A 26,981-nucleotide genomic window follows, 5' to 3' on the forward strand; every position below is an offset into this window, starting at 1 on the left:
CCGGCAGGTCTGCCGACCCGGTCAACCTCGATAAGCCTCGAGGTCGCGTTCGACCCGTTCGGTCATGGTGCCGACCGCCTCTTCGGGGCTCATCGCGCCGACACGGACATCGAGGAAGGCGTCCGACATGACCGTGAAGACGGTGGCGGCCGCGGGGGTTTTGATGGCCCTGGACGGCCAGTTCTGGAACTGGTAGGCGCCGAGGCGCTTCACGCTCAGCGGGAACTCCGCGTAGGCGGGGTCGGTCGTGATGGCGTCCAGAGACGCCTGCTGCCACGGGATCGCCGCGAAGTAGTTCCCGTCGACCAGGGCGCTCTGGCCCTCAGGGTCGAGCAGGATGAACTTGAGGAAGGCGGCGGCCTCGTCCTTGTGCTCCGACGCAGCGTTCATCGCCAGGGCGATGCCGTTCGACTGCACTGCGGGCACGCCGTCGGCGAAATGGGGCTGTGCGGCAGCGTCGCATTCGAAGCTGGCCGAGGCGCACATGTCGAAGTCACCGATGTGCGCCAGCTGGAAGGCCGACTCGCCGGCGAGGAACTGGTCCGTGGTCCACTCCGGGTTCGTGATGTCGGCGACGCCATCCTCGAACCACGACTGGTAGCGAGTCGCCAGCTCCACCCATTGGTCCCCGTCGAGGTAGCCCTCCACCTCGAGCCCGTCCTCGTTGGTCGTCTCACCGCCGAGCTGCTGGCCGAACGGCGCGAGGATCCAGGTCTCGTCGTTCGGGATGAGCAAGCCGGTCTTGCCGGTGGCCTCCTTGACCGCGGCGGCCGCGTCGACGACCTGCTCCCAGGTCCAGACCCCTTCGACCACCTCGTCGAAGGAGTTGCGTTGCAGACTTGGCGGCCCCTCCACGCCGGCCTCTGCGAGGAGGTCGTAGTTGACGGCGAGGTACATCGTCGAGTTGTCGACGGGAACGGCCAGGAACTCACCGTCGAAGGTCTCGTTGTCCACCAAATGCTGATCGATCTGGGCCAGTTCCTCGTCCGTGACGTACGACGTCAAGGGCTCGATCCAGCCCTCGGTGTACCACTGGTACTCATAACCCACCTCGGTGGTCACGATGTCGAGGGACGGATCGCCCTGCCCGAGGCGGAGGATCGCGCCCTCTTCCGCGTCAACTCCGGCAGCCGGCTCGAACTCGACATTGATCTCAGGATGCGCCGCCTCGAACCGCTCGATGAGATCGAGCTGCGCCGCCATGAACGTCTCATCCGAGGCACCCGAGAAGGTGATGGTCGTGACGCCATCCTCGCTCTGCGACTCCGAACCGCCGCACGCCACGGTCAGCGCCAGGGCCGCCGAGACCAAGATCGCCACGCATACCGCCCGTCCGTTGTGGTGCGTCATTGTCAACCTCGCGGATTGTCGGCAATCGATTGCCATGTGGCAATCGATTGCCGGGAACCTAACACCGGGCTACGGCGCGGTCAATAGTGTTGTGGCCGAGTGCATAGCGTGCCGGTCCCAGCGCCCCCGGACACGGCCCAGGTAGTCGGCGCCCGGGCTCAGTCCCGCCACCCGCTTTACGCGCGCTTTATCTGGATTGACGCACGCTGGATACGTCGTGACCGGAAGGAGTCCGCCGTCGGATGGCTGACTCCTCAACCCGTGAGGAGCAACTCGATGAGACGCAAGCGACAGGTTGCAACAGCCGCTACAACGATCGCGATCGTAGCGATGGGAGGGTACGGCCTCGCCGCCGCGGAGGACTCGACTGAGTCCGAGTCGCTGCTGCCCCGCTCCGATTTGTTGGAAGGGGAGCCTCTCTACGGCGAGTCGTCCCAGCTGAACGACGACGGAGACGTCGTGACCAGTGCGTGGCAACAGGGAGAGGTGACCGAGGTCGCCGACACCCAGGTGACCGTGCGCAGCGCCGACGGCACCGAGTGGACATGGACACTGACCGAGGAGACGGGGGTCACGTCGGACGGCGACGCGGCATCGACGTCGGACATCGCCGTCGGAGACACGATCCGGGTGTCCGGTCGACGCAGCGGTGACGAGCGAACCGCGTTGCAGGTCCAGGACCCGCCCATGAGGCTCGGCGCGAGACTCGAGGGGCGGCTGGAGAACCTCCCTGACGACATCCGCGAGCGACGTGAAGAACGTCTCTCGGCGTGGACGCAGTCGCTCTGACTCGGTCCGAACCCCACCCGAGGCTCGCCGGAACCAGCTGATCCCTTGACCGCCGCACAGGGTGCGGCGGCCGGGTGATCTGCTCCACTGCGCCTTCCTGCGGTGCGGGTCGCCGGCGCGTGCCGGTCGGCGACCCGTGCCATCAACCGGAAGCGTCGGGCTCGTCGCCGCCCATCGAGAACTCGTCGCGCACCTGCCCGGCCGGTGCGCCGGGAACCCGATGATGACAACAACAGATGTGTCAGTGGAGAACCGCTTCTCCATCATCCGCAGCGCGGACGACTTGCCACCACCCCACCTTGATTGGATCGCCACCGTCACGGGGTCGAGCGCCGGTGACAGTAGTGCCGCGACGACGGCCTCGACGACCGTGTCGATACCTGCAAGGTCATGATCGTTGGATTGTCGTCCCAGAGACGCATGGCATCGTCCTGCATGCCTCCCGCGCTTCGGCCCGCCGATCTCCATGGATGGCCAGGCATCTGGGTCACCCTAGTGACAGCCCAGGACAGATCAGCTGAGACTCGGCGCATCGCGCCGTCGAGAGCCGCCTGATACTCGTCGACGAGTACCAGTTGTAGCCCCGGAAGCCTGATGGTCGATTCGTCGGCGCCCTGCCTCGACAATTCGCGCGGCGACGCCGCGAGCTAGCCTACGAGGTCGAGCGCTGCGCGGAAGATGCTGTCGGTGTCGATGCCGTGGTGGCGGTAGACGTCCTCGAGTGAGCCGGACTGGCCGAACCCGGCGACGCCGAGGGCGAGGTGGTCGACCCGGTGGACGGTGGCGAGGAATGCCAGGGTGTGCGGGTGCCCGTCGAGAACGGTGACGAGCGGGCAAGCCCGGCCGGCGGGCAGCAGCTGGTCGAGGATCCAGGACGGGGCGTCGTCGCGGCCATGGCGGGCCTGGATGGCGCGGAACAGCAGGTCCGGGCTGGTGACGCAGACGACGTCGGCGGCGACCCCGCTCTCGGCCAGCCGGTCGGCCGCGTCCAGCGCCTCGGGAAGGACGGCGCCCATGGCCGCGATGGTGACGTCCGGCCGGGCGGCCCGTCGCAGCGGGTAGCCGCCCGCCACGGCCTGCCGCCGGCGCCGCTCCCGGGCGGCCGGGTCGGCGGGCACGGCGGCGAGGGTCTGGTCGACGGGACGCGTGGACAGCCGCAGGTACGCCGACGAGCCGTCCGGCCGCCCGAGCCGGGCCAGCGCGGCGAGCAGGGTCCATTCCAGGTCGAGGGCGAACGCCGGCTCGTAGCTGACGCAGCCGGGTTGTTCCAGCCCGATGGACGGCGTGATGATCGACTGGTGCGCGCCACCCTCGGAGGCCAGCGTGACGCCGGACGGCGTGCCGACCAGGATCGACTGGCCGCCGGCGTAGATGCCGAACGTCCACGGCTCCAGCGCCCGGGCGACGAACGGGTCATAGAGGACGCCGATGGGCAGCAGCGGCTCGCCCCACCGGCTCCACGTCGCGCCCAGTTCGCCGAGCAACCCGACCAGGTTGGTCTCGGCGATGCCCAGCTCGATGTGCTGCCCGGTCGGCCGCTCGCGCCAGTGCAGGATGGTCTCGGGGTCGTCGGCGAACCAGTCCACCCGTTCGCGCGGCGACCAGACGCCGACCTTGTTCACCCAGCCGCCCAGGTTGGTCGAGGACGAGACGTCCGGGCTGACGGTCACGACCCGCCGGGCCGCGTCCGGCGCCTGCCGGGTCAGGTCGACCAGCGCCCGGCCGAGCGCGGCCTGGGTGGTCGCGGAGCCGCTCGGCGTCCGGCCGAGGTCCACCGGCAGCTCCGGCGCGGCTGCCGGGCGAAGGGTCGGCGGCGACAGCCGCTCCGCCGTCGTCGCGCACAGCCGGGCGGCGTCGGTGCCGTCGGCGAACCGTTCCCACGGCCGGTCCGGGTCGATGCCCATGGTGGCGGCGAGGTCGCGCAGCTGCGCGTCTGTGAGCAGGGCGGAGTGGTTCTGCGGGTGGCCCTCGGTGGGCAGGCCGTGGCCCTTGATGGTGTAGGCGAAGACCACCGTCGGCAGGGCGTCGTCGATGGCGGCGAACGCACCGTCCAGTGCGCGCAGGTCGTGGCCGCCGAGGTTGCGCACCGCCTGCCGCAGGCCGGCGTCGTCGAGATCGGCGATCAGGCCGGCGACGGCGGCGTCGCCGTCCGGCAGCCGGTCACGCAGTTCGGCGGCCGTGCAGCGCAGCAGCCGCTGGTACTCGGGGTTTGACATCTGATCCAGCCGGTCGCGCAGCGCCGGGCCGCCCGGCCGGGCGAACAGGTCGTCCAGCAGCCGGCCGTACTTCACCGTCAGCACCTGCCAGCCGGCGGCGGCGAACATGCCCTGCAGCCGCGGGATCGCGATGCCGGGCACGACGCGGTCCAGCGACTGCCGGTTCACGTCGACGAGCCACACCACCTCGCCCAGCTCGGCGACTTGCGGATCGAGGATCGCCTCCCAGACCGCTCCCTCGTCCAGCTCCGCGTCACCGACCAGCGAGTACTGCCGGCCGGTGCCGTCGCCGCCAAGGTAGCGGCGGGCCAGCGCACCCCAGATCGGCGCCGTCGCCCCGATGCCGACCGAGCCGGTGGAGTAGTCGACCGGGTCCGGGTCCTTCGACCGGCTCGGGTAGCTCTGCAGGCCGCCGTACTCCCGCAGCGTCGTCAGCTTCGCCGCGTCCAGCCAGCCGAGCAGGTAGTTGACGGCATGCAGCACCGGCGACGCGTGCGGCTTCACCGACACCCGGTCCTCGGCGCGCAGGTGCCGGAACCACAGCGACGTCATCAGCGTCGTCATCGACGCCGACGACGCCTGGTGGCCGCCCACCTTCACGCCCGACGGGTTCGGCCGGACCCGGTTCGCGTGGTGGACCATCGCCGTCGACAGCCACAGCACCCGCCGCTCGATCTGGCCGAGCACCTCGAGCCGGTCCACCTCCGGCACCGCCGCGGTCATCGCCATCTCGACCTCCACGCAGTTCGGGCAGAATGCGCTCGATCACAGCACGAGTAGCACATGGTGCACCATCTCCCGATCCAAGATTCAGCACTGTGCTCACGCAGGTCACGCGGACCGCGGGCCGCCTCGCCAGGTGGGCATCGGTCGCGTGCCGACGGCGACGTCGAAGGCGGTGTGCGCGAGCAGGCGGGTGGAGTCGAGGGTCGGCAGCGGGGAGCTGCCGTCGTCGACCAGCAGCGGGATCTCGGTGCACACCAGCGCCACCGCGTCGCAGCCCCGTCGCTTCAGCCTGTTGATGATCTCGACATAGACGCGGCGGGACTCGTCGGTGAAGACTCCCTCGACGAGTTCCTCGAAGATGATGCCGTTGATCGTCGCGCGCTCGTCGGGGTCGGGCACCATGGAGTCGATGCCGATGCGTCGGAAGGCGTCGGGATACAGGTCGGCGTCCATGGTGTACCTCGTGCCGAGGATCCCCACGGTTCGCCGCCCCTCCTGCGCGGCTCGTTCGGCCACGATCTCTGCGATGTGCAGGCCCGGGAGGGCCAACGGCTCGGGCGCTGCCTCCAGCGCCAGATGGGCGGTGTTGTCGGGGCAGACGAAGAAGTCCGCGCCGGCCGCGCGGAGTCGCGTTGCGCTGGTGGTCAGGATGGCGGCGATCGGCGGCAGGTCTCCGGCGTCCCAGGCCGGCATGCTCTCTCCCATCGCGATACAATCGAGGCTGACATCCGGGTGCAGATGCGGGCCGAGCTGGTCGAACCCGTCCGCACAGAACGTTCGCAGGCACAACGAGGCGCCCTCGACACTGTGCGCCAGGATTCCGAGATGCTTCACGTGATGGTCCTTCCGGATAGCGTGTGACTGCCTAGACGTGGGTGCGTTCGTTGAAGCCGCGGAGGTAGACCCAGGCCGACGCGATGAGCAACAGGGCCATGCAGACGGCCAGTGCCGAGGCCTGCCCGATCGAGCCGGACTCGAAGGCCAGCGACCGGATGGCGAGTGGCACGGTCACCGCGGACCCACTCGGACCGCCGCCGGCCGACAACAGGTACGGGATGTCGAAGTCGTACGCCGTCCAGATCGTGCGCAGCAGCATGGCCACCAGCAGCACTGGCAGGATCGAGGGCAGCGTCACCGCGCGGAGGCCGGCCCATCGGCCACCACCGTCGATGGAGACCGCCTCGTACAGATCCCGCGGGATGGTCTGCAGCCGGGCCAGCACCACGATCACGAAGAACGGGGTGTACTTCCACACGTTGACCAGCACCAGCGTCACCATGATGACGTCGGGGTCGCTGAGCCAACCCAGCGGCGCGTCGATGAGCCCGAGATCGAGCAGGACGTAGTTCGCCAGGCCGGTGACGTCGTTGAACATGTAGCGGAACATCAGCGCGACCACGATCGCCGGCACCATGTACGGGAACAGCACCAGGCCACGAGCCAGGCCCTGGCCCCGCAGTCGCGCGTTGAGCAACAGCGCGACCAGCACGCCGAGGCACACTTGCAGAACCATGTTGGACACAGTCCACACCACGGTCCGCCCGAACGCCGCGCGGAGGTCTGGGTCGGATCCGATCGTGACGAAGTTGTCGATCCCGATGAACGTGCGGCGGCCGCTGGCGGCGTCGACGTCGGCGAAGCTGTTGAGCAGCGCCGTGAGGAACGGGTAGACCACGAAGAGCGCCAGCAGCGCCGCGGCCGGTGCGGCGAGCAGGAGGGCGAGCCGCCGGTCGCTCATGGCCGGCCGGCGCGGCGCGCGTACGCGAGTACCGATGACGGCCATCAGCCCTTCACCGCCCCGGCCGCCAGCCCGGAGACCAGCCAACGTTGCGCGACCAGATAGAGCACGACGACGGGCGCCACGATGACCAGACCCGCCGCCATCAGAAGTCCCGCCGACGTCGTTCCATAGTGCCCCATGAGCAGGTAGGTCGCCGGATTGGCGGTCAGGTTGGAGGTGCTGGTCATGAGCGTGGACGCGTAGAGGTACTCGCTCCACGCCGCGGCGAACGTGAAGATGGCCGCGGTGATCACACCCGGAACCGAGATCGGGATCACCACCCGGCGGAAGGCGCCGAACCGGGTGCAGCCATCGACCATGGCGGCTTCCTCGAGCTGGATCGCGACGCCCTGAAAGTACGACCGCAGCATCCAGAGCGCGAACGGCAGGAACACTGCCGTGTAGAGGGCGGCCAGGGCGATCAGGTTGTCGCCCAACCCGGCCCCGAAGATCACCTGAGTGACCGGCACGAGGATGAGGATCGGCGGGACCAGGTAGGCGACGATCGCCAGCCGGCCCATCACCCGCAACGGGAGGAAGTCGAACCGGGACAGCGCGTACGCGGCGATGGTTCCCAAGATCACGACCCCGGCGGTCGCCAGGCCGGACACGACCAGGCTGTTCTGCAGGTACTGGCCGAACCCGTACGTCCCGAAGAGGCTGGTGAAGTTGTCCAACGTCAAGGTGTCGGCGTCGACGCTGGGCGGATACTGCTTGTTCGCCGCTTCGGTGCGGAACGCGCTGAGGATCATGAACAGCAGCGGCAGGTCGGCCGCCAGCACCACGACGACCAACATCACGTACTGACCGGCCCGGAAGGGATCGACCGGCTTCCGGGGCGGCGACGCGCGGGACATGGCCTGTGCCGGCGAGGCGACCGCAGCCATCACACGATCTCCGGTTCCCAGTCCGGATGCTTCGCCTTCCAGCCGTCGGCGACCACGCGCATCTCCTCCGCCGCCGTCTGCCACGCCCGCTCGACCGGCTCGCCGTCGATGAGGATGCTCTGGAACATCATCCCGTCGACCGGCGGCGATTTCCAGATCTCCGCGGCCCACGGGCAGACGTTGGTGAACTTCTCCTCGAAGGACTTGTCGTGGACCGCGCCCATGCTCACCGACGACGTCATCGCCGTCGGGACGTACTCGGCGAAGGTCTCGATCCAGTCGGCGTGCTCGCTCACGTAGGGGTCGGCCGACGTGGACAGCATGCCGAGCAGCTGATCCCGCACGCTCTTCATCGGCGGCAGCAGGTGCCCGGGGACGGTCATGGCGAACTCGACGGCGTGCTCGCCCACGGTGAGCTCCTTGAGGAACTCCTTGGCCAGGTCCGGTTGCGCGGTCTGCGCATAGAGGGCGTACTGCTGGCCGGAGCCGAAGTGCAGCTGCCCGGTCATGAACGGTCCGGCGGGAATGGGAATGACGCCGGACTTCTCGGCGATGTCGGGCGCGCTCTCGTGCAGGTTCACGCCGAGCCGGCCGGGGAACGGCGCGAACGTGGCCTGTCCCGAGCTGTAGGCGCTGACGATGTCGGCGTACTCGCCGTTGTGGAGCGACTGGGCCGAGAACCGCATCATCGAGACGAACCGTTCCAGAGCCTCCAGCACCTCGGGCCGGTCGAAGGTGAGGTTGCCGTCCCGGTCGAAGTAGTCCCAGCCGGACTGGAAGATGTATGGCGAGAAGGAGAACAGCGGCAGCTGCGGTGTCGGCCCGACGGCCAGCGCGATGCCGATGTGACCGTCGCCGCCGTGCGTCTCGCTCACCGCCGCCAGGAAGTCGTCGAACGTCTCCGGCGGGGCGATGTTCGCGTTCTGCAGAATGTCCTTGCGGTAGTACATGAGATGCGAGTTGGCCTGCAGCGGGATGGCGTAGTCGGATCCGTCGACGACGATGCGCGTGCCGGGCATGAAGTCGTCGGGGCCGATCTCCTCGACCAGGTCGTCCAGAACGGCCAGGTAGCCGTCGCGTGCCCACGACGCGAACTGGCTCACCGGCGGGGAGAAGATGCCGACGTCCACCTTGTTCCGGAACGCCGTCGTGAGGTGCTGGAGCTGGGTGGAGTCGGAGTAGACCGACACCTCGACGCGAGCCTCCGGGTACTTCTCCTGGAACGTGGCGATGACCATGTTGTAGAACGCCAGGCTTTTCGGGTCGTTCTCGACCGTGTAGAGCGGGATGACCCCGCCGTCGCCGGAGCCGCCGTCGCTCTGCTCGATGCCGCCGCAGCCGGCGAGGAGCGCGGTCGTCGAGAGCGCCGCGGCCCCGAGGAGGAACTGACGGCGGCCGATGTCGCCGGCCACCAGCCCTTGCCGCAGCCGGGCCAGGCCGGCGGAATCGTCGTGAACGCTGTTCATGTGCTCCTCCAGAGATCAGGCCTCGAGCCAGGAGAGGAAGGCCTCGACGGCGTCGCCATCGGCGGCGAGCGGATGGCCGATGACCGTCGAGGAGAGCGTGACGATTGCCGCGAGATGCTGGTGCGGGGTGCCGAGCCGGCGCGCCAGCGCGAGGTAGGCGGCGACGCCGTGCGGGATGTCGTCGGTGAGGTAGCGGTGGTCGAGCGTTGGCGGAGCGGGTGTCTCCATGAGCGGCTGGAACGATCGGATGCAGGCGCCGATGTCGGCACCGCTCATCCCGGCCTGTCCGTAGTAGCGCAGAAGCCAGGTGGCGGTGTCGACCGGGTCGCCGCCGGCGGCCTCGACCAGGGCGAGCCGTTCCTGGTCGAGCGCGGTGAGGAAGCGACTGGTCGCGGCCGTGAGCCCGTCCCGGCAGATGAGGAACGGCTCACCCGCGTCGATCCGTGCGGCGTTGAGCAGCACCAGCGGGGGATGCGTCACGGTGTTGACGTTGGACAGCGACGTCGTGGCGAGCGTGGCCGGCACGAGCGCCGGCAGGTACGGCCCGTAGTCGAGCAGGGCCTGGTCGGTCCCGGCCGCGTCGAGGCCGGCGATGGGCATCGATCGCTTGACCGCCACGATCCGCACCTCATCGACCTGCGGACGGCGGGCGAGCACCGGAAAGCCCGGCGCCTCCGCGACGGCGATGTCCGGACGGCCGGCCCGGTCCAGCGCGGCCCTCGCCCGCAGCGCGCCGGCGAACCCGCCGGGGGCGAGCAGGATCGACCGGATCGACGAGCGGTCGGCCAGCACGGTGACCTCGTCCGGGATCTCCCGGGTGTCGGCGACCACGATCGCCAGGTCGGAGCCGACCTCGTCCAGCGTGGCGCGGACGGCGAGCGACACGTCGGCGGGCGTCTCCTCGATCGCGGCGATTCCCGTCCCGGCGAAGCGCGCGACGTCCGGCGCGTCGGCCGCGAGGAGCTCGACCTCGTCGCCCGAGCACGCCGATGCGTATAGGGCGCAGGCCAATGCCGGCAGTCCGGATCCGACGACAACGATGCTCATGCGACTCCTCCGGCACGACGGGTGGAAGGACTGCACGCTATGGGCGCCTCCAATCTGATGTCAAGGGAAAGTTTCCTTGAAATTTTAGCGAGATTTGAGCTGAGCGGCAGTCCATGTATCCTGATCGCGATGAGCCAAGACCGGAAGAACGAACGCGCCTACCTGGCGCTGAAGGCCGACATCGTCGAGGGGCGGTTGCGGCCCGGCCAGCTGATCGTCGAGGGCGAGCTGGCCGAACGGTACGCCCTCAGCAAGACCCCGGTCCGGCATGCCCTGAACCGGCTCGAGGTCGAGGGCATGGTCGAGATCCTCCCCCGGCGCGGCTCGATCGTGCGGTTCTTCAGCGTCCGCGACGTCCAGCACGTGTACCTCCTGCGAAGGCTGCTCGAGCCGGAGGCGTCGGCGCTGGCCGCCAAGCGCGCCACGCCGGAGGACGTCGAACGCCTCCGTGAGCTGGAGGCCAGGGCGGAGGCGGCCCGCATCGATGGGGACTTCTCGCCCGGCGCAGCCTTCCACGTCGCCGTCGCCGAGCTTGCCCGCGTCCCGCCGCTGACCGCCATCATCGAGGGGCTGCAGACCAAGGTCCAGTGGTTCCTCCGAGTGCAGCAGCTCAACGGCGAACCGATCCCGCTCCAGCACCCCCACAAGCCGCTCATCGACGCAATCGCAGCCGGTGACGCCGACCAGGCGCGAATGATCACCGAGTCGGCTCTGACGAGGTCGATCACCGTGATCCTCGAGTCGATGGCTGAGCTGAGCGTGCCGAGCCACACAGCGTAGTGGCGCACAAGGAAGCTCCACCGACTGCTGCGCTGCGCGTGCCCTCGGTCGGGCTCCACCGGGTTGCACAATGCCACGACGCCACCGGCACGAGGTACCGATGCGGTGACGAGGCCTCTCCCCCGACCACGTGGACCAAGCGATCCACCTGTACCACCTTGGCTGGTCGACCCCACCCCCTGCGAGCACGAACATGCCTGCATCCGCTGCCCCATGCTGCACGTCGACCCCAAGATGCTCGGCCGGCTCGACGAGACCACACCGACCTGCTCGCCCGACGGGCCCACGCCGAAGCCCAGGCGTGGCTCGGAGAGATCGAAGGAATCGACCTCACCCTGCGGTTCCTGGTCGACAAGCGCGCCGGAACCGAACGACTCGCCCACCACGATCACGACACCGTGACCGTCCTAGGCATGCCCACGATCGGAGCACCCGCTCGACCTGCCCGACCGTGACACCGACCTGGCCCGCTTCACCTTCCTACTCGGTCACAACGATGGCGAACGCCCCTTCGGCGGTGACAATCGTGACGCCGAGGGACCCTCACTCTGAGGTCGCTGGGCCCGTTGGTTGCGGGCAGCAAGAGCAGCGCCGTGGAAGTGCCGCGGGACCTCCGGGTTGGAGGCAAAGTGCGCATGGATGTAGCTCGCGACAAGATCCCGATCGTGGTGCAGGTGGCGGAGAAGCTGCAAGATCGCTGAACTCACGCCGGTGACGATCGTCGCCTCTAACGACGGCGACGAGCTCAACATCCTGGCCGAGGACGGTTCAGTTCTCGGCGTGGTCGTCGCGCGTGATCACGCGGGTGTCGCCGCAGTCCTCGACAGCGGCCTGCTTCTCGAATTCAGCCTGTACGGCACGACGTTGACGCTGACACGCGCAGCGACCGGTCAGCTCAGCTTCATCTAGGCCGCCTCGAACCACCGTGGGGCTATACGAAGTTCGCCCAGCTACATGAGGGAGGCGCCTACCGCGGGCGAGCGCGGCGATGTGACGCAGTTAGTGCCGCAGGGCGGAAGGTGGACAAGTCGTATGGCCCGTGGCTCAGATGCGGGAAGTCTCACGAAGCGTTGCGTGACCTACTGCGTCCGCGAGCGGTAGGTGAGCTTGCGGGCGTTGGCGTCGAAATCGACGAAGCCGCCGTTGTTCGCGTGGAGCTGGCGGAATACGTTGAAGCCCTGGAGGATGGCCCGCTCGAAGTCGGCTTGCGAGCGCGCGCCGACCTCGAGCCCGTGGGTCATCAGGGTGATCGAGTCGAGGAACTGCTGGTCGAGGCGTGTTACGCCGTTGAGGAACTCGTGCCGAGCGGCGTACGCAAACGTGAACGCCGCCAGGCCTTCCTCGATCACGATCGCGCGGCCGCCGTCCTCGCTCTCGTCGACGTCGGAGTCGGACTTGCGCTTGCGCTTCATCAGTGCGCGGGTGACCGGTGACCAGCCCAGCACTGTCGCGTAGGCCAGGTGGAAGGCGTCGTGGAAGCGGTAGCCGTCGTCGGTTAGTGCGTTGTCAGTGAGCTGGGCGCCGAGCTCTGCACCGTCGTACATGACGGTGATGACGGGTCGCCCGTCGTCGTTGATGCTAGGTATGAATTCGTAGGTGCCGGTCCGGGGTAGCCGCTCGGCTTGGTCATAGTCGAGGTCGAGAGGGTCACTGGTGCCGAGAAGCCAGCGCCCGCGGGTCTTGTCGAGGTTGGCCGAAGCGATCTCGTCGAGGTTGAGCTTGAGGTGGTCGGTGATCGTCGCGACGTACCAAAGGACGTCGCCGAGCTCCTCCCGCATACGCAGCTTGAAGCCGCTGTCGGCTGCGCCGTCGCGGATGTACTTCTTGTAGGCGCTTGCGACCGACCCGGCCTCCCCGGCCAGCCCGAGGAGGTGGACGGTGATGTCCTCGAGCGCGGCTCCAGGTCGCTGGTCGGTCTCTCGGATGCTCTTCTGGTAGTCGCTGAACTTCATCGTGGCCTCCATGACGGCCTCAGTGTTGGATTTCTCGTCAACCTGTTCTACTATCGAACGGATCGATTATCAAGCGGGGGGTCTACTTTCCCAACAGGAGGGGAGAGATGACGAAGGACGACATCGAGTGGCTCATCATCCAGCTCATCGCGGAGGACAACGCGATGGACGCCGACGACCTGCTCGAGGAGCTCGCGGCGGCCGGCCAGGACTTGCCGGTGGACTCGCTGCTTGCTGCCGAGGTGCTGACCCGGGTGCAGGAACAGGTGGGGGCGGAGTTGCCGACCAACGCTGAGACTGCGCGCGCTCTGCGGTCGGTCAAGGCGTTCGCCGACGCGGTGTGGCGACTTCTGCCCGAATCGCACGGAGAGGTGGCGACGGCGTGAGCGACCTTCCCGGCATCGAGGGCGACGGCGATCTTGACCAGGAGGCGTTGGGCCAGCGACTGCGCCAGATCCGGGAGTACCTCGGGTTGTCACAGCAGTATGTCACCTCGGCCACCGGGATCCCGCGGTCGGCCGTCTCAGAGATCGAACGCGGCAACCGGAAGGTGGACAGCCTGGAGCTGCGCAAGCTCGCAAGGGCCTATCAGACATCGGTGGGGCGGCTGCTCGGCGATGTCGAGGAGTCGGCCGGCGCATTCTCGGCTCTGGAACGGGCGATGGTGGACCTGACCCCGCAGGACCAGGATGAGGTCTTGAGATTTGCGGAGTTCCTCACCCACAGACGATCCCGTGAGCCGGGAGAGGTCACGTGAACTGGCTGATGGCGAACCGCCTGGGACACATCGCCGCGGCGAAGGCCCACGGTCGGCTACGTGTGGACCCCGGTGTCTACCCGGTGAACGTGAACAAGGCGATCGACGACGCCGACCTGTCGCTGATGCGGCGTCCGCTTCCCCGGCTGTTCGGGATCTACGTCGAGGCCGCCGGGAAGAGAGGGGTCCTGGTGAACTCGATGATGACTCGGGCTACGCGGCGACACACCGCGGCTCACGAGCTCGGTCACCACGAATTCGGCCACCGGCCCGACCCTGCCCGGCGATGCGCCATCGAGTCGGCCGGCGATTCCTCGCCCGGCGCGCCTGTTCCGGTTCGCGCGCGCGGAGAGGTCGAGATGACCGCGGAGGCATTTGCCGCGTGGTTCCTCATGCCGCGACGGGCAGTGATCGCAGCGCTGGCCGACCTGGGACAGCGCAAGCCGACCTCGGCCCGGGAGGTGTACCAGCTCTCTTTGATGCTCGGGACCACCTTCCGTGCGACCTGCCGGCACCTGGCGAACCTGCGGATGGTCCGCCAGACCGACGCCGAGGCGTGGGCCCGAACTCAGCCTGCGCGGCTGAAGCGGGACGCTGGTCTCGCCGCCGGGCTGCACCTGGACTCGACCCTGGACATCGATGTGTGGGACCTGCGGACTCGTGCCGCAGGCCGGGTCGAGGCATCTCTCGGGGACATCCTGGTGGCGCCGTCCGACTCCAGCATGATCGCCGACCAGGTGGCCGGCATGACCGTCGCAGCCGGTAATGACCAAACCGTGGCGCTGGCTTGCGGCGCCCCGCAGTCTCTGACCTCCGTCACCCTCGGCGCGGCTGCACTCGAGATCGTCGTCCATCCGCGACCCACTGGCCTGTACCTGCCTGACTCTGATTTGTCCCGCGGCGGCGTGCCGCTCGACGACGTGGAGCCCGCCTGATGAACACCGATCTCGTCATCATCGGCGACGATCTCTCGGTCGCGTGGGCACGCACGGTGGTCGCCGTCGCCGCGGAGGCCAAGCATCGAGCATGCCATGTCATCACCCGCATCCAGGACACCACCGTCGAGGACCCGAAGATCCGCGAGATGGCTGACGGGATCCTCGCCGACCGCCGCCTCCCGCCCGTCGACACCGTCGTCAATACCCTCTTCCCGGTCGGCCTCGCAGCTCGTACCACCGATCCGGTCGACCTGGCCGCCCGGTACCTGAAGCTCCTGCCGACCCTCAAGCACCTCGACCGGGGAAACTCGAGGGGTACCTACTTCGAGCGGCTGGTCAACTACGAGACGAGCGACGGCCACCTGAACCAGATCGCCGAGCTCGTGCGTCGTTTGAAGGTCGAGATGGGCACCGACGGTCCGAAGACCGCCCGATACGAGGTGGCGCTCGACCAGCTCACCGCAAGTCTGCCGGTTCACCACGCCGAGCACGACACGAACCCGATGGGGTTCCCGTGCCTGTCATTGCTCTCGTTCCAGCTCGACAATGGCCACCTGCACGTCGTGGCGCACTATCGGTCGCACTACCTGTTCCAGCGGGCCTACGGGAACTACCTTGCCGTGTGCCGGCTCCTCGGCTATGTGTGCAGACTGGCTGGCCTGGTGCCGGGCAGAGCCACGATCGTCGCCGGGTACGCCCAGGTGGACAAGCACCGGGCCTCGAGCGTCGAGGTCCTACGCGAGTACCTGAACACCGACCAGCTCACGCTCGCGCCGTAGCGGGGATGCCGCGCGGCGCACCGGGCCGGTTCAGACGGTCGCGGGCGTGGGAACGTTGATGCCCCACTTCGGTGGGAACCAGTTGGTGAGTATCGAACCCGCGGGTACGAAGCGCTGCTTGATCCGGGATCTGCCGCTGAGTCCGGCGACCGCCGGATGGGCGACTCTTGCGTACTTGTCGACCTCGCAGAACAGGTTCTGGCAGTCGATGAGCTGTAGGGGCCGTCCGAACAGCCCGTCGAAGCGCAGCTCGAGGCGTTCGAAGTGCTCATCCTGACTCTCGGCCATGTAGGCGATGATGTCGGACTCGATGCCTGCCGCTCCAGGACCGAAGCACTTGCGGATCCCGTCCTTGGCTCCTGGGCCGGCGACCACAAAATCCATCTCGTCGAAGTCCAGGCCCTCGGAATAGTTCAGGTCGATGACGTACTGGAACGCCAGGAAGTCGCCGAGCCCTGGCAGGGCGCGCAGAAGCTCGAAGGCTCGCTGCATCGTCGGGGCAGACTGCAACGCGGCCGGTACATCGGCCTCCATGATGTCGCGCAGCAGTCGTAGATGGTTGGTGTGCTTGCGTTCGGCCCCCAGCTTCGGCGGTGCCATGACGTAGGCCGCCGAGTACAGGCGGCGGCCCGACGCGAAGTTGCGGGTCAGGACGGCGTCGTACTCATCGAGGTCGAAGGACTTCCAGGTCGGCGTCTCTCCTACTTCAGCCAGGAGGAGTTCCCAGGTCTCTATCTTGTTGAACAGCTTGAACAGCAGAGTTCGGAAGACCACCTCGTCGAAGTCCTGGATTCCGTCGTAGATGACGTTGGCGAGCAAGTACTGGCTGACTCGATCCGAGGCGCGGAAGCAGTTGGTGAACCGGTGATTGCGCAGGATGGGGTCCTCAGTCCACGGGCCTGCGTCGCCGCGCAATCGTGCGGTGTAGATCTGCTGTCGCCTGGCCGCGAAGGTCCAGTACGTGTCGAACACCTCGGTCGGGCGCAGCGTGCGGCCCGCGACGGTCACCTCTGTGATGCTGCCAGGACCGCGCGCGCGTCCTGCTGCAGGAATCGGTTGCTCAGCGGGAAGCATGTCGCGTTCCACTGTCAGCATGCTCGGCATTGTCTCACCAATCTCACCAGCACCACGGGACCATGGTGCGTGTCGGCGCTGCCGACATCAGAAGGGCCAGCGGCGCCCGCAATGTCCTGCTGCCCTCACCCCCATGCGCGGAGTCCGGCGTCTGCGTGAAACCGCACGGCGATGCTCCGAGTCAGCCTGTCGTAACAGAGATATGTACGCAGTCGATCCCATCGATGGCGTCATATTGGGCGGATCGACACACCGGCAGCGCTCGCCCCGATGGCGCGCAAGCTCAGGCTGAGGTGAGCCGCTCACCGGCCCGGCGACGAACCAGTCGAGTACCAGTTCGAGATCGACGCCCCGTGCCTTGACCCGTCGGTCAAGTGTCGACCCACGGGATTTGCCATCAAGTCTCAGTTCCCCGCAATCTCAGCCCGCTGACCTGCAGGTTCGCACCCGACCAAGCTGCACTCAAGCCTACAAGGCGCCGCGAACGACGCGCGAAGTGTCGAGTTTCTGTCGAGTCGGCGACTGACAGGGGATCGAATCGCCCTGCCGCAACGCGCTGACCTGCGGAAATGAGTGGAGCTGAGGGGACTCGAACCCCTGACCCCCTCCATGCCATGGAGGTGCGCTACCAGCTGCGCCACAGCCCCGTGCCGAACGGCTTCGTAAGCTTAGCTGACCGGTGCCGTAACCTCATAATCGGGATCGACACACCTCGTCAGCGCCGGTTCAGCCCTCTTCGATCACCACCGGGGTCGGCAGCGTGCCGGCGTTGTGCTCGACGAGGATCCAGCCGTCGTCGCCTTCGCGGAGCATGGACCACGAGCAGTTGGACAGCCCGCCCACGTTGGTGAACCGGTGCAGGGGCAGTCCGATGGCCGCGGCGATGCCCAGGCGTGCCGATCCGCCGTGGGAGGTCAACACGACGAGGCCGTCCTCGGGCAGCCGGGCGGCGGCGTCGGTGATGGCCGCGAACATGCGCTCGGCCACCTCCTGCCGGCTCTCGCCGCCGCCGACACGCAGCAGGGGGTCGCCGGAGCGCCAGGCCTTGTAGTCGTCCGGCCAGCGGGACGCGATCTCTGTGCTCGTGCAGCCCTGCCACTCGCCGGCGTAGGTCTCACGCAGCCGCGCGTCGAGCTCGACGTCGAGACCGACGAGCCCGGCCAGGGCGGCGATGGTGTCCTGGGCGCGTTGCAGGTCCGACGAGATCAACAGGTTCGGTTGCAGGGCGGCCAGCCGGGAGGCGGCCTCCCGGGCCTGCTGCCGGCCGAGGTTGTCGAGGGCGACATCGGTCTGGCCCTGGAACCGCCCGGCCGCGTTCCACTCCGTCCGGCCGTGGCGCCACAGGACGACGCGGCGGCTCACTCCCCGTCACCAGGGCGGCCGCCCCGTCCGACGTTCACGTCCTCGGGCAGCTCGATGGTCGGGCAGTCCTTCCACAGCCGCTCCAGGGCGTAGAAGATGCGGTCCTCGGCGTGCTGGACGTGGACGACGATGTCGACGTAGTCGAGCAGCACCCAGCGGCCCTCCCGCTCGCCCTCGCGGCGCACGGGCTTGGCGTCGAGGTCCCGCAGCCCTTCCTCGACCGCGTCGACGATCGAGCGGACCTGACGGTCGTTGGAGGCCGAGCAGACCAGGAACACGTCGGTGATGGCCAACTGCTCGGACACGTCGAAAGCGACGATGTCGTCGGCCAGCTTGTCGGCTGCGGCCTCGGCGGCCGCGATCGTGAGCTGGATCGCGCGATCGGTTGCGGTCAAGCCGGCGTCCCCTTCTCCTGTGGTCGTAGGGTCTAGCGTCTCATGCCCCGACGTAGAGGCCGCGTTTGTTGATGTACTGGACGATGCCGTCGGGCACCAGGTACCAGATGGGCTCGCCTGCGGTGACCCGGTGCCGGCACTCGCTGGACGAGATGGCCAGCGCCGGCACCTCCACCAGCGTCACCTTGTCGTCGGGCAGCCCGACGGCGGAAAGGTCGTGGCCCGGCCGCGTGCAGCCGACGAAGTGGGCCAGGTCGAACAGCTCGTCGTGGTCGCGCCAGGACAGGATCTGCTCCAGCGCGTCGGCACCGGTGATGAAGAACAGCTCGGTGTCCTCGCCCCGGTCGGCCCGCAGGTCGCGCAGGGTGTCGACGGTGTACGTGGGGCCACCGCGGTCGATGTCGACCCGGCTGACGGAGAACACCGGGTTCGACGCGGTGGCGATGACGGTCATCAGGTAGCGATCCTCGGCCGGCGTGACCTCGCGATCGGTCTTCTGCCAGGGCTCACCAGTGGGGACGAAGACGACCTCGTCGAGGCCGAACCAGTGCTGCACCTCGCTGGCGGCGACCAGGTGACCGTGGTGGATCGGGTCGAAGGTGCCGCCCATGACCCCGATCCGGGTTCGCTTGCCCACAGTGGTGCCCGCCCCGCGCTCAGGCGTGCGGCCGGCCCTTGCCGAACGACAGCACGATGAGGAGCAGAACGAGCAGGATGGCGAACGCGGACAGCCCCCAGCCCAGCGCGGGGAAGCCTTCGGACTCGGAGTGGGCCTCTTCGGCCAGCAGCACCAGGGTCTTCATGAGGCGACAGCCTATCGTCAGCCGCGGACGTGCCCGTCACCGGTGACGACGTACGTCGTCGTGGTGAGCTCCGGCAGCCCCATCGGCCCGCGCGCGTGCAGCTTCTGCGTGGAGATGCCGATCTCGGCGCCGAAACCGAACTGCTCGCCGTCGGTGAACCGGGTCGAGGCGTTCACCATGACGGCGGCGGAGTCGGTGGTGGCGGCGAAGCGCTGCGACGCCGGCAGCGACCGCGTCACGATGGCTTCGGTGTGCCCGCTCCCCCACCGCCGGATGTGCGCCACCGCGTCGTCCAGGCTGTCGACGACGGCGGCGGCGAGGTCCAGCGAGAGGTACTCCGCGGCCCAGTCGTCGTCGGTGGCCGGCACGACGGCGTCGTCGTACGCCCGCACGCGATCGTCGCCGTGGACGGTGACACCCTCAGCGCGCAGGGCACCTAGCGCCGCCGGAAGGAACTCGCCGGCTACGGCGGAGTGGACGAGCAGCGTCTCGGCGGCGTTGCACACGCTCGGCCGCTGCACCTTGGCGTTGAGGACGATCGCCAGTGCCTTCTCGAGGTCGGCGTCGGCGTCGACGTAGACGTGGCAGTTGCCGACGCCGGTCTCGATGACCGGGACCGTGGACTCCTCGACGACGCTGCGGATGAGCCCGGCGCCACCACGCGGGATGAGCACGTCGACCAGGCCGCGGGCGCGCATGAGCTGCTTGGCCTCGTCGTGCCCGCCGGGGACCAGCTGGACTGCGTCGCGCGGCAGCCCGGCGGACGCCACCGCGGCGGCCAGCACGTCGACGACGGCCTCGTTGGAAGCCGCGGCGCTCGAGGAACCCTTGAGCAGGACGGCGTTGCCGCTCTTGAGCGCCAGGCCGGCGGCGTCGGCGGTCACGTTGGGCCGCGCCTCGTAGATGATGCCGACAACGCCCATGGGCACCCGCCGCTGCGTGACCTGCAGGCCGTTGGGCAGCGTGTAGCCGCGGAGGACCTCGCCCACCGGGTCCGGCAGCCCGGCCACCTGGCGCAGTCCGCCGGCCATGCCGGCGATGCGCGCGTCGTCGAGGCGCAGGCGGTCGACGATGGCCTCGCTGGTGCCGTTCTGCCGTGCCCGCTCGACGTCGGCGGCGTTGCGCTCGATGATGCCCGCGGAGCTCGCCTCCAGCGCGTCGGCCATCGCGTGCAGGGTGGCGTCCTTCTCGGCGCGGGTGCGCACGGCCAGGTCGGCGGCGGCCGCGCGAGCGCGTCGGCCCATGTCGGAGATGGTCACCGGCTCAGTCTACGGCGCACGGCGCGTTCACCTGCGCCGGGCGGGCGGACTGCCCAGCAGGACGAGGTCGTCGCGGTGCACGACCTCGCGCTCGTACTCCGGGCCGAGCTCGCGGGCCAGGTCCTTCGTCGACCGGCCCAGCAGCGCCGGCAGCTCGGCGGCGTCGTAGTTGACCAGCCCGCGCGCCACGGCGTGACCGGCCTCGTCGAGCAGATCGACCGGGTCGCCGGCGGTGAACGTCCCGTCGACGGCGATGATGCCGGCCGGCAGCAGCGAGGCGCCGCGCTCGACGACGGCCCGCACGGCGCCGGCGTCGAGCGTCAGGCTGCCCATGCCATCGGTGGCGTGCTCTAACCACAGCAGCCGGGTGGCTCGGCGGGACGCGCGCCGGTGGAACCAGGTGCCGACGGGGTCGCCGTCGAGAACGGCCGAGACCTGGGGCGCCGAGGCCAGCACGACGTCGACGCCGGAGCCGGTCGCGATGGTGGCCGCCTCCACCTTCGTCACCATGCCGCCGCTGCCGAGCCCGGACCGGCCCGCCGAGCCGATGTCGACGCCGGCGAGGTCGGTGGGGTCGTGCACGTCGGCGATGCGGGTGCTCCCGGCCCGGTGCGGATTGCCGTCGTAGAGGCCGTCGATGTCGGAGAGCAGCACCAGCAGGTCTGCGTGGACCAGCTGGGCCACCAGCGCGGCCAGCCGGTCGTTGTCGCCGAAGCGGATCTCGTGGGTGGCGACGGTGTCGTTCTCGTTCACGATCGGCACCACGCCGAGCGCGAGCAGCTGGTGCAGGGTCCGGTAGGCGTTGCGGTAGTGCGAGCGGCGGGTGACGTCGTCGACCGTGAGAAGCACCTGCCCGACGCGCAGGCCGTGGCCGGCGAACGCGGCGGTGTAGTGCGCCATCAGCAGTCCCTGGCCGACGCTGGCCGCGGCCTGCTGGCGGGCCAGGTCGCGCGGCCGGCGCGGCAGGCCCAGCGGGGCGAGGCCGGCGGCGATGGCGCCCGACGACACCAGGACGACCTCGCGACCGGCCGCCCGCGCCTTCGCCAGCGCGTCCACCAAACTCGCGACCGGTCCGTCGTCGAGGCCTCCGTGTGCCGTCGTGAGCGACGACGACCCCACCTTGACGACGACGCGCGGGGCGGTCGCCACCGCCGAGCGCGTTCGGGCATCGTCGTCGGCCACGTCATTCCTCCCGTTCGTGGCGAGCCATCACCAGGACTTTGCGTGCCTCACCAGGCTTACAAGCATGGTGCGACATGGGATTTCGTGCTGAACGTGATCATTTGGGGTCACTGGAGGCGGGGGTCGGTGCCGCGCGGACCGAGCAGCTCCGAACCCGCGTGGATGCTCGGCTCCCAGTCGAAGATCACCGCGTCCTCGCCGCCGATGACCACCTCGTCGCCGGCCTGCGCGCCGGCCTTGATCAGCGCGTCCTCGACGCCCAGCTTCGCCAGCCGGTCGGCGAGGAACCCGACCGCCTCGTCGTTGGTGAAGTCGGTCTGACGGATCCAGCGCTCCGGCTTCACGCCGCGCACCCGGAACCGCTCACCCTCGTTGGTGACGGTGAAGCCGGAGTCGTCGACGGCGGTGGGACGCAACACCAGGCGGGTCGCCTCCGGCGGCGGTGCAGCCGCCCGCGCCGCCGCGACCAGCTCACCCATGGCGAACGTCAGCTCACGCAGGCCCTCGTGGGTCGCCGCGGACACCGGGAACACCCGCCAGCCGCGCGCCTCGATGTCGGCGCGGACCAGGTCGACCAGCTCCCGCGCGTCCGGCACGTCGATCTTGTTCAGCGCCACCATCCGCGGCCGGTCGTCCAGGCCGCCGTGCTTCTCCAGCTCCGCCTCGATGACGTCGATGTCGCTGAGCGGGTCGCGGCCGGGCTCCATGGTGGCGCCGTCGACGACGTGCACCAGCGCCTTGCATCGTTCGACGTGGCGCAGGAACTCGTGGCCCAGCCCGCGGCCCTCGCTGGCGCCCTCGATCAGGCCGGGCACGTCGGCGACGGTGTAGCGGACGTCGCCGGCCTCGACGACGCCGAGATTCGGCGTCAGCGTCGTGAACGGATAGTCGGCGATCTTCGGCCGCGCCGAGGAGATGGCGGCGATCAGGCTGGACTTGCCGGCGCTGGGGAAACCAACCAGGCCGACATCGGCGACGCTCTTGAGCTCGAGGACGACATCGAGGGTGTCGCCCGGCTCGCCGAGCAGCGCGAAGCCCGGCGCCCGGCGTCGCTTGGAGGCCAGCGCGGCGTTGCCCAGCCCGCCGTTGCCGCCCTTGGCGACGACGAAGCGGGTACCGGCCCCGACGAGGTCGACGAGCTCCTCGCCGTCGCGGGTGCTCACGAGCGTGCCGTCGGGCACCGGCAGGACGATGTCGGCACCGTCGGCACCGGATCGGTTGTCGCCCTCGCCGGGCGCGCCGTTCCTGGCCTTGCGGTGCGGCGAGCGGTGGTAGTCCAACAGCGTCGTGGTGTTGGGGTCGACGACGAGGACGATGTCGCCGCCGCGACCGCCGTTGCCGCCGTCCGGGCCGCCCAGCGGCTTGAACTTTTCCCGGTGGACCGACACGCAGCCGTGGCCGCCGGCGCCGGCCGCCAGGTGCAGCACGACGCGGTCGACGAAGCTGGGGATCGCCATCTCTGCACCTCCTTCAGGTCTGTTGTCATGGCAGCTGGTGGCTGGTCGGGAAGACGCGAGGGCGGGCCGGTCGAGGTGACCGGCCCGCCCTGGTGCGTTCACTGCTGTTGCTCGCGCGGAGCGGGGGTCACTCCCCCGCCGGCACGACGATGTTGACGACCTTGCGGCCACGCTTGACGCCGAACTCGACGGCGCCCGCGGACGTGGCGAACAGGGTGTCGTCCTTGCCCCGACCAACGTTCTCGCCCGGGTGGAAATGGGTGCCGCGCTGGCGGACGATGATCTCGCCGGCGTTGACCAGCTGGCCGCCGAAGCGCTTGACACCGAGCCGCTGCGCGTTGGAGTCGCGCCCGTTCTTACTGGACGAGGCGCCCTTCTTGTGAGCCATGAGTGGGTTCCTTGCCTACTTCGTCTCGATGCCGGTGACCTTGACCTGCGTGTACTTCTGTCGGTGCCCCTGGCGCCGCCGGTACCCGGTCTTGTTCTTGTACCGGAGGATGTGGATCTTCGGGCCCTTGGTGGCGCCGACGATCTCGGCCGTCACGGTCACCCCGGCCAGCGCCTTGGCGTCGGACGTCACGGTCTCGCCGTCGACGAGGAGGACCGCCGGCAGCGTGATGGTGGCGCCGACCTCGGCGTTGTCGAGCTGGTCGACGTCGATGACGTCTCCGACGGAGACCTTCCTCTGGTTGCCGCCGCTGCGGACGATCGCGTACACCGCGGACTCACTCTCTCACTCGGGCTTCGGGCGCGCATGCCCCCGCGAGGAGTCGCGGGGCATGCGAGTATGGGCGCGAGATGCGCCGACGCCCTAGGGTACGGAATCTTGCCTGGTGTGGTCAAACTCGCCGGCGTATCCCATGATCATCAACGATCGCGGGCGCCATCACGCCCGGAACGGTCGATGATCATGGGACGCTGATCGGCTCGTCAGGGCTTCCGGCCGGGCGCTGGGCCCGACGGCGGGTGCGTCGAGGGCGGGCCGGCTCGGCGTCGGTCGTCGACGGTGTCGGCTCACCCTCGGCGGGCTCGGCCGTCGCGGGCTCTCCGGTCGCGGCCGCCTCCACGGCGGCGGGACCGGTGACCAGCGTCTCTGCCGGTGCCGGCGGCGGGGGTGGCGGCGGAGGGGGCGATGCGGCCGACTCCCCGCCCGCGCCGGAGTCGTCGGACTCCTCGCCCGCGGCGGTGCCGTTGGCGGGCACCGGCATCAGGTCGGCCGGCGACGCCTCGCCGGGGCTAGCCATCGCTTCGAGCTTCGGTGTCAGCGGCTCAGCCGGCTTCTCCGGCGCCGGCTCGCTCTTGCGCCGGCGGCCGCGCCGCTCCGACCGGCTGGACCGGGCGCCGTCGTCGGAGGCACCGTTCGACGAGCCCGACCCGGACTCCACCGGGTGCGTGTGCACGATGAGCCCGCGGCCCTTGCAGTGCGGGCACGGCTCGCTGAACGCCTCGAGCAGGCCGGTGCCGATGCGCTTGCGGGTCATCTGCACCAGGCCCAGCGACGTGACCTCGGCCACCTGGTGCTTGGTGCGGTCGCGACCCAGGCACTCCACCAGCCGGCGCAGCACGAGGTCGCGGTTGGCCTCGAGCACCATGTCGATGAAGTCGATGACGATGATGCCGCCGATGTCGCGCAGCCGCAGCTGCCTGACGATCTCCTCGGCCGCCTCCAGGTTGTTCTTGGTGACGGTCTCCTCCAGGTTGCCACCGGAGCCGGTGAACTTCCCGGTGTTGACGTCGACCACGGTCATCGCCTCGGTGCGGTCGATGACCAGCGACCCGCCGCTGGGCAGCCACACCTTGCGGTCCATGGCCTTCGCGATCTGCTCGTCGATGCGATAGGCGGAGAAGACGTCGTCGGAGCCGGTCCACTTCTCGACCCGGTCCCGCAGTGAGGACGCCACGTGCGAGATGTACTCCTCGATGGTGTCCCAGGCGCGGTCGCCGGAGACCACTAGCTTGGTGAAGTCCTCGTTGAACAGGTCACGGACCACCTTGATGGCCAGGTCCGGCTCGCCGTGCAGCAGCGCCGGCGCGTTGCCGGAGGAAGCCTTCTTCTCCAGCGCCTCCCACTCGGCCTGCAGCCGGGCGACGTCGTTGGTCAGCTCCTCCTCCGAGGCGCCCTCGGCGGCGGTGCGGACGATGACGCCGGCGTCCTCGGGGACGACCTGCTTGAGGATCTTCTTCAGCCGGCTGCGCTCGGTGTCGGGCAGCTTGCGGCTGATGCCGTTCATGGACCCGCCCGGCACGTATACCACGTACCGGCCGGGAAGGCTGACCTGGCTGGTCAGGCGGGCTCCCTTGTGGCCGATGGGGTCCTTGGTGACCTGGACCAGCACCGGCTGGCCAGACTTGAGCACGTCCTCGATGCGCTTGGGGCCGTCGTTGCGGCCCAGGCCGGTCCAGTCGACCTCGCCCGCGTAGAGCACGGCGTTTCGGCCACGGCCGATGTCGACGAATGCCGCTTCCATGGCCGGCAGCACGTTCTGCACCCGGCCCAGGTAGACGTTGCCGATGAGCGACTGCTGCGAGGCCCGGCTGACGTAGTGCTCGACGAGCACGTCGTCCTCGAGGACCGCGATCTGGGTGAGGTCGCCGGACTGCCGGACCGCCATGACACGGTCGACGGCCTCGCGGCGGGCCAGGAACTCCGCCTCGGACAGGATCGGCGGGCGGCGCCGGCCGGCCTCGCGGCCCTCGCGGCGGCGCTGCTTCTTCGCCTCGAGCCGGGTCGAGCCCTTGACCGACGACACCTCGTCGTCCAGCTCGCGGGCTTCACGGACGCGCACGACGGTGTTCGGCGGGTCGTCCGGGCGGGTGTCGTCGCCGTCGTCACTGCGGCGGCGACGCCGGCGACGACGCCGGCGGCTGCCGCCGTCGCCGTCCGCGTCGGCCGAGCCCTCTGCGTCGTCGTGGTCGGACTCGGAGTCGTCGTCCTGGGTGTCGTCGTCCTGGCCGTCGTCGTCGCCGCTGGCCTCGGAAGCATCGTCGGACCTGCGGCGACGGCCGCGGCCACCGCGCCGGCGGCGGCGCCGGCGGGTGGCGTCACCGTCGCCGTCGCCGTCCTCGTCGGAGTCGGCCTCGGACTCGGCTTCGGCTTCGGCGGACGGCTTCTCGACGTCCTCGTCAGCCTCGACGACCTCGGTGGTCTCGGCCTCGACCGCGGTCCGGCGGCCGCGGCGGGACCGGGTGGGCTGCGCGGCCTCCGGGTCGGGCGCAGCGAACAGCGGGGTGGCATCGAAGCTGGGTGGTTGGAACAGCACGCCGGCGGAAGCGCGTTCCTCGACGAACGCGCTCTCGGTGCCGGTGGGCGCGAATGGGGCGGCCTGGTCAGCAGCATCCGCGCCGGTGGACGCGGTGGCGGCCGGCTCCGCCTTCGGGGCTGCGCCGGTGCTGGTCACGGGATCGGCGACGGCGTCGACCGGCAGCTGGTCGGGCGCGGGACGGGTGGCCTTGCGGGCCCTGCTGGCCCGCTTGCGCGGTGCCCGCCCAGCAACTGGCTGCTCAGTGGCCGGCTGCTCGGCCACGACAGGCTGTCCGGCCTCGCCGGGCTGATCAGCGACGCCCGGCTGCTGCTCGACGGCGGGCGGGGTGGCGGCCGCGGTCTCGTCGACCTCGGCGACCTGGGTCTGGGCGGCGGCCGCGCTCTTGCGGGCCGTGGCCTTTTTGGTGGTCTTCTTCGCGGCGGTCTTCTTCGCCGCGGTCTTGCGCGGCGCGCGCTTGGCCGGGGCGGGCGGAGCCGCCGCGGCGGCCGCCTCAGCGCCGTCGCCAGCGGCGTCGCCGCCGGCCGCGGTGCCGGCCGGGGCGCCCAGTGTGTCGGGCGCGGCGGGCGGACCGGCCGCCCGGCTGGCCGCCCGCCGCCGGCGCGGCTGTGGCGTGTCGGTACCGGCTGGCGTGGTGTCGGCGGAGTCGGTATCGCCGGATGTACCGGTGTTGTCTTCTTGCATGTGGTGCACTCCCGTCGGCTCCGGCGCAGGTGCGCCGC

The 26,981-nt window shown here is 69.5% G+C and carries 26 protein-coding genes and 1 tRNA gene; 7 read left to right on the forward strand and 20 right to left on the reverse strand.

Going from position 1 to position 26,981, the window contains the following annotated elements:
- Positions 1 to 21: 21 nt before the first annotated feature.
- Complete coding sequence (locus tag E1269_RS17400; RefSeq protein ID WP_162606468.1) at positions 22 to 1,320, reverse strand: ABC transporter substrate-binding protein; 1,299 nt, start codon at positions 1,318 to 1,320, stop codon at positions 22 to 24.
- A 360-nt stretch (positions 1,321 to 1,680) separates the two neighbouring features.
- Between E1269_RS17400 and E1269_RS17405 the strand changes: the two genes are divergently transcribed.
- A complete protein-coding gene (locus E1269_RS17405; RefSeq protein ID WP_131896785.1) occupies positions 1,681 to 2,139 on the forward strand; it encodes a hypothetical protein in 459 nt (152 codons plus the stop codon).
- Positions 2,140 to 2,786: 647 nt separating this feature from the next.
- Here the strand turns inward: E1269_RS17405 and E1269_RS17410 are convergent.
- The 6 genes from E1269_RS17410 to E1269_RS17435 form a co-directional block, all read right to left on the reverse strand.
- Positions 2,787 to 5,084 (reverse strand): transketolase-like TK C-terminal-containing protein, encoded by a 2,298-nt coding sequence (locus E1269_RS17410; protein WP_203433802.1) that lies wholly within the window; start codon positions 5,082 to 5,084, stop codon positions 2,787 to 2,789.
- Positions 5,085 to 5,186: 102 nt separating this feature from the next.
- Positions 5,187 to 5,915 carry an aspartate/glutamate racemase family protein gene (locus tag E1269_RS17415; protein WP_131896787.1) on the reverse strand — a complete coding sequence of 243 codons (729 nt, stop codon included), beginning with the start codon at positions 5,913 to 5,915 and terminating at the stop codon, positions 5,187 to 5,189.
- Between the two features lie 31 nt (positions 5,916 to 5,946).
- Positions 5,947 to 6,864, reverse strand: a complete 918-nt coding sequence (locus tag E1269_RS17420; RefSeq protein WP_131896789.1) for a carbohydrate ABC transporter permease — start codon at positions 6,862 to 6,864, stop codon at positions 5,947 to 5,949.
- Positions 6,864 to 7,748: a carbohydrate ABC transporter permease gene (locus E1269_RS17425; protein WP_203433804.1), complete on the reverse strand. Its 885-nt coding sequence runs from the start codon at positions 7,746 to 7,748 to the stop codon at positions 6,864 to 6,866. The genes E1269_RS17420 and E1269_RS17425 overlap by 1 nt, the downstream gene beginning before the upstream one ends.
- The gene (locus E1269_RS17430) at positions 7,748 to 9,214 is read right to left on the reverse strand and encodes an ABC transporter substrate-binding protein (protein ID WP_131896791.1); all 1,467 of its coding nucleotides are present in this window, start codon (positions 9,212 to 9,214) and stop codon (positions 7,748 to 7,750) included. The genes E1269_RS17425 and E1269_RS17430 overlap by 1 nt, the downstream gene beginning before the upstream one ends.
- A 15-nt stretch (positions 9,215 to 9,229) precedes the next feature.
- Positions 9,230 to 10,261, reverse strand: coding sequence for an NAD/NADP octopine/nopaline dehydrogenase family protein (locus E1269_RS17435; protein WP_131896793.1), 1,032 nt, complete (start codon positions 10,259 to 10,261; stop codon positions 9,230 to 9,232).
- 129 nt (positions 10,262 to 10,390) lie between these two features.
- Here E1269_RS17435 and E1269_RS17440 point away from each other — a divergent pair, with 129 nt between their 5' ends.
- Positions 10,391 to 11,041: a GntR family transcriptional regulator gene (locus E1269_RS17440; protein ID WP_162606469.1), complete on the forward strand. Its 651-nt coding sequence runs from the start codon at positions 10,391 to 10,393 to the stop codon at positions 11,039 to 11,041.
- 711 nt (positions 11,042 to 11,752) lie between these two features.
- Positions 11,753 to 11,950: a hypothetical protein gene (locus E1269_RS17450; RefSeq protein WP_131896797.1), complete on the forward strand. Its 198-nt coding sequence runs from the start codon at positions 11,753 to 11,755 to the stop codon at positions 11,948 to 11,950.
- 170 nt (positions 11,951 to 12,120) lie between these two features.
- Here the strand turns inward: E1269_RS17450 and E1269_RS17455 are convergent, their stop codons facing one another.
- Complete coding sequence (locus E1269_RS17455; RefSeq protein ID WP_131896799.1) at positions 12,121 to 12,993, reverse strand: nucleoside triphosphate pyrophosphohydrolase family protein; 873 nt, start codon at positions 12,991 to 12,993, stop codon at positions 12,121 to 12,123.
- Positions 12,994 to 13,100: 107 nt separating this feature from the next.
- On the opposite strand from E1269_RS17455, the gene E1269_RS17460 reads away from it, so the two are divergent.
- Genes E1269_RS17460 through E1269_RS17475 form a run of 4 tightly spaced genes read left to right on the forward strand, consistent with a single transcriptional unit; the run spans position 13,101 to position 15,467 of the window.
- A complete protein-coding gene (locus E1269_RS17460; RefSeq protein ID WP_131896801.1) occupies positions 13,101 to 13,379 on the forward strand; it encodes an acyl carrier protein in 279 nt (92 codons plus the stop codon).
- The gene (locus E1269_RS17465; RefSeq protein WP_131896803.1) at positions 13,376 to 13,750 is read left to right on the forward strand and encodes a helix-turn-helix domain-containing protein; all 375 of its coding nucleotides are present in this window, start codon (positions 13,376 to 13,378) and stop codon (positions 13,748 to 13,750) included. Before E1269_RS17460 ends, E1269_RS17465 begins: the two co-directional genes overlap by 4 nt.
- On the forward strand, positions 13,747 to 14,685 hold the full coding sequence (locus E1269_RS17470; protein WP_131896805.1) for an ImmA/IrrE family metallo-endopeptidase: 939 nt from the start codon (positions 13,747 to 13,749) through the stop codon (positions 14,683 to 14,685). Before E1269_RS17465 ends, E1269_RS17470 begins: the two co-directional genes overlap by 4 nt.
- The gene (locus E1269_RS17475; protein WP_131896807.1) at positions 14,685 to 15,467 is read left to right on the forward strand and encodes a thymidylate synthase family protein; all 783 of its coding nucleotides are present in this window, start codon (positions 14,685 to 14,687) and stop codon (positions 15,465 to 15,467) included. The genes E1269_RS17470 and E1269_RS17475 overlap by 1 nt, the downstream gene beginning before the upstream one ends.
- A 30-nt stretch (positions 15,468 to 15,497) precedes the next feature.
- Here the strand turns inward: E1269_RS17475 and E1269_RS17480 are convergent, their stop codons facing one another.
- The 12 genes from E1269_RS17480 to E1269_RS17530 all read right to left on the reverse strand — a co-directional run bounded on the left by E1269_RS17480 (position 15,498) and on the right by E1269_RS17530 (position 26,943).
- A complete protein-coding gene (locus tag E1269_RS17480; protein WP_162606470.1) occupies positions 15,498 to 16,562 on the reverse strand; it encodes a nucleotide kinase domain-containing protein in 1,065 nt (354 codons plus the stop codon).
- A 553-nt stretch (positions 16,563 to 17,115) separates the two neighbouring features.
- A tRNA-Ala gene (locus tag E1269_RS17485) sits at positions 17,116 to 17,188 on the reverse strand.
- Positions 17,189 to 17,267: 79 nt separating this feature from the next.
- A complete protein-coding gene (locus tag E1269_RS17490; protein WP_131896809.1) occupies positions 17,268 to 17,903 on the reverse strand; it encodes a histidine phosphatase family protein in 636 nt (211 codons plus the stop codon).
- Positions 17,900 to 18,298, reverse strand: a complete 399-nt coding sequence (gene rsfS, locus E1269_RS17495) for a ribosome silencing factor (RefSeq protein ID WP_131896811.1) — start codon at positions 18,296 to 18,298, stop codon at positions 17,900 to 17,902. Before rsfS ends, E1269_RS17490 begins: the two co-directional genes overlap by 4 nt.
- A gap of 40 nt (positions 18,299 to 18,338) precedes the next feature.
- The gene (gene nadD, locus E1269_RS17500; protein WP_275264604.1) at positions 18,339 to 18,935 is read right to left on the reverse strand and encodes a nicotinate-nucleotide adenylyltransferase; all 597 of its coding nucleotides are present in this window, start codon (positions 18,933 to 18,935) and stop codon (positions 18,339 to 18,341) included.
- 19 nt (positions 18,936 to 18,954) lie between these two features.
- Positions 18,955 to 19,101: a hypothetical protein gene (locus E1269_RS32950; protein ID WP_203433806.1), complete on the reverse strand. Its 147-nt coding sequence runs from the start codon at positions 19,099 to 19,101 to the stop codon at positions 18,955 to 18,957.
- A gap of 17 nt (positions 19,102 to 19,118) precedes the next feature.
- Complete coding sequence (locus E1269_RS17505) at positions 19,119 to 20,345, reverse strand: glutamate-5-semialdehyde dehydrogenase (protein ID WP_131896847.1); 1,227 nt, start codon at positions 20,343 to 20,345, stop codon at positions 19,119 to 19,121.
- A 42-nt stretch (positions 20,346 to 20,387) separates the two neighbouring features.
- Complete coding sequence (gene proB, locus E1269_RS17510; RefSeq protein WP_239000938.1) at positions 20,388 to 21,542, reverse strand: glutamate 5-kinase; 1,155 nt, start codon at positions 21,540 to 21,542, stop codon at positions 20,388 to 20,390.
- A gap of 107 nt (positions 21,543 to 21,649) precedes the next feature.
- A complete protein-coding gene (gene obgE, locus E1269_RS17515; RefSeq protein WP_131896851.1) occupies positions 21,650 to 22,993 on the reverse strand; it encodes a GTPase ObgE in 1,344 nt (447 codons plus the stop codon).
- A gap of 133 nt (positions 22,994 to 23,126) precedes the next feature.
- Positions 23,127 to 23,387, reverse strand: a complete 261-nt coding sequence (gene rpmA, locus E1269_RS17520) for a 50S ribosomal protein L27 (protein WP_131896815.1) — start codon at positions 23,385 to 23,387, stop codon at positions 23,127 to 23,129.
- A 15-nt stretch (positions 23,388 to 23,402) separates the two neighbouring features.
- Entirely contained in the window at positions 23,403 to 23,717 is a 315-nt protein-coding gene (rplU, locus tag E1269_RS17525) for a 50S ribosomal protein L21 (RefSeq protein WP_131896817.1), read from the reverse strand.
- 190 nt (positions 23,718 to 23,907) lie between these two features.
- The gene (locus E1269_RS17530; protein WP_131896819.1) at positions 23,908 to 26,943 is read right to left on the reverse strand and encodes an Rne/Rng family ribonuclease; all 3,036 of its coding nucleotides are present in this window, start codon (positions 26,941 to 26,943) and stop codon (positions 23,908 to 23,910) included.
- Positions 26,944 to 26,981: the final 38 nt, after the last annotated feature.

This window comes from Jiangella asiatica (assembly GCF_004349065.1).
Lineage (GTDB): Bacteria > Actinomycetota > Actinomycetes > Jiangellales > Jiangellaceae > Jiangella > Jiangella asiatica.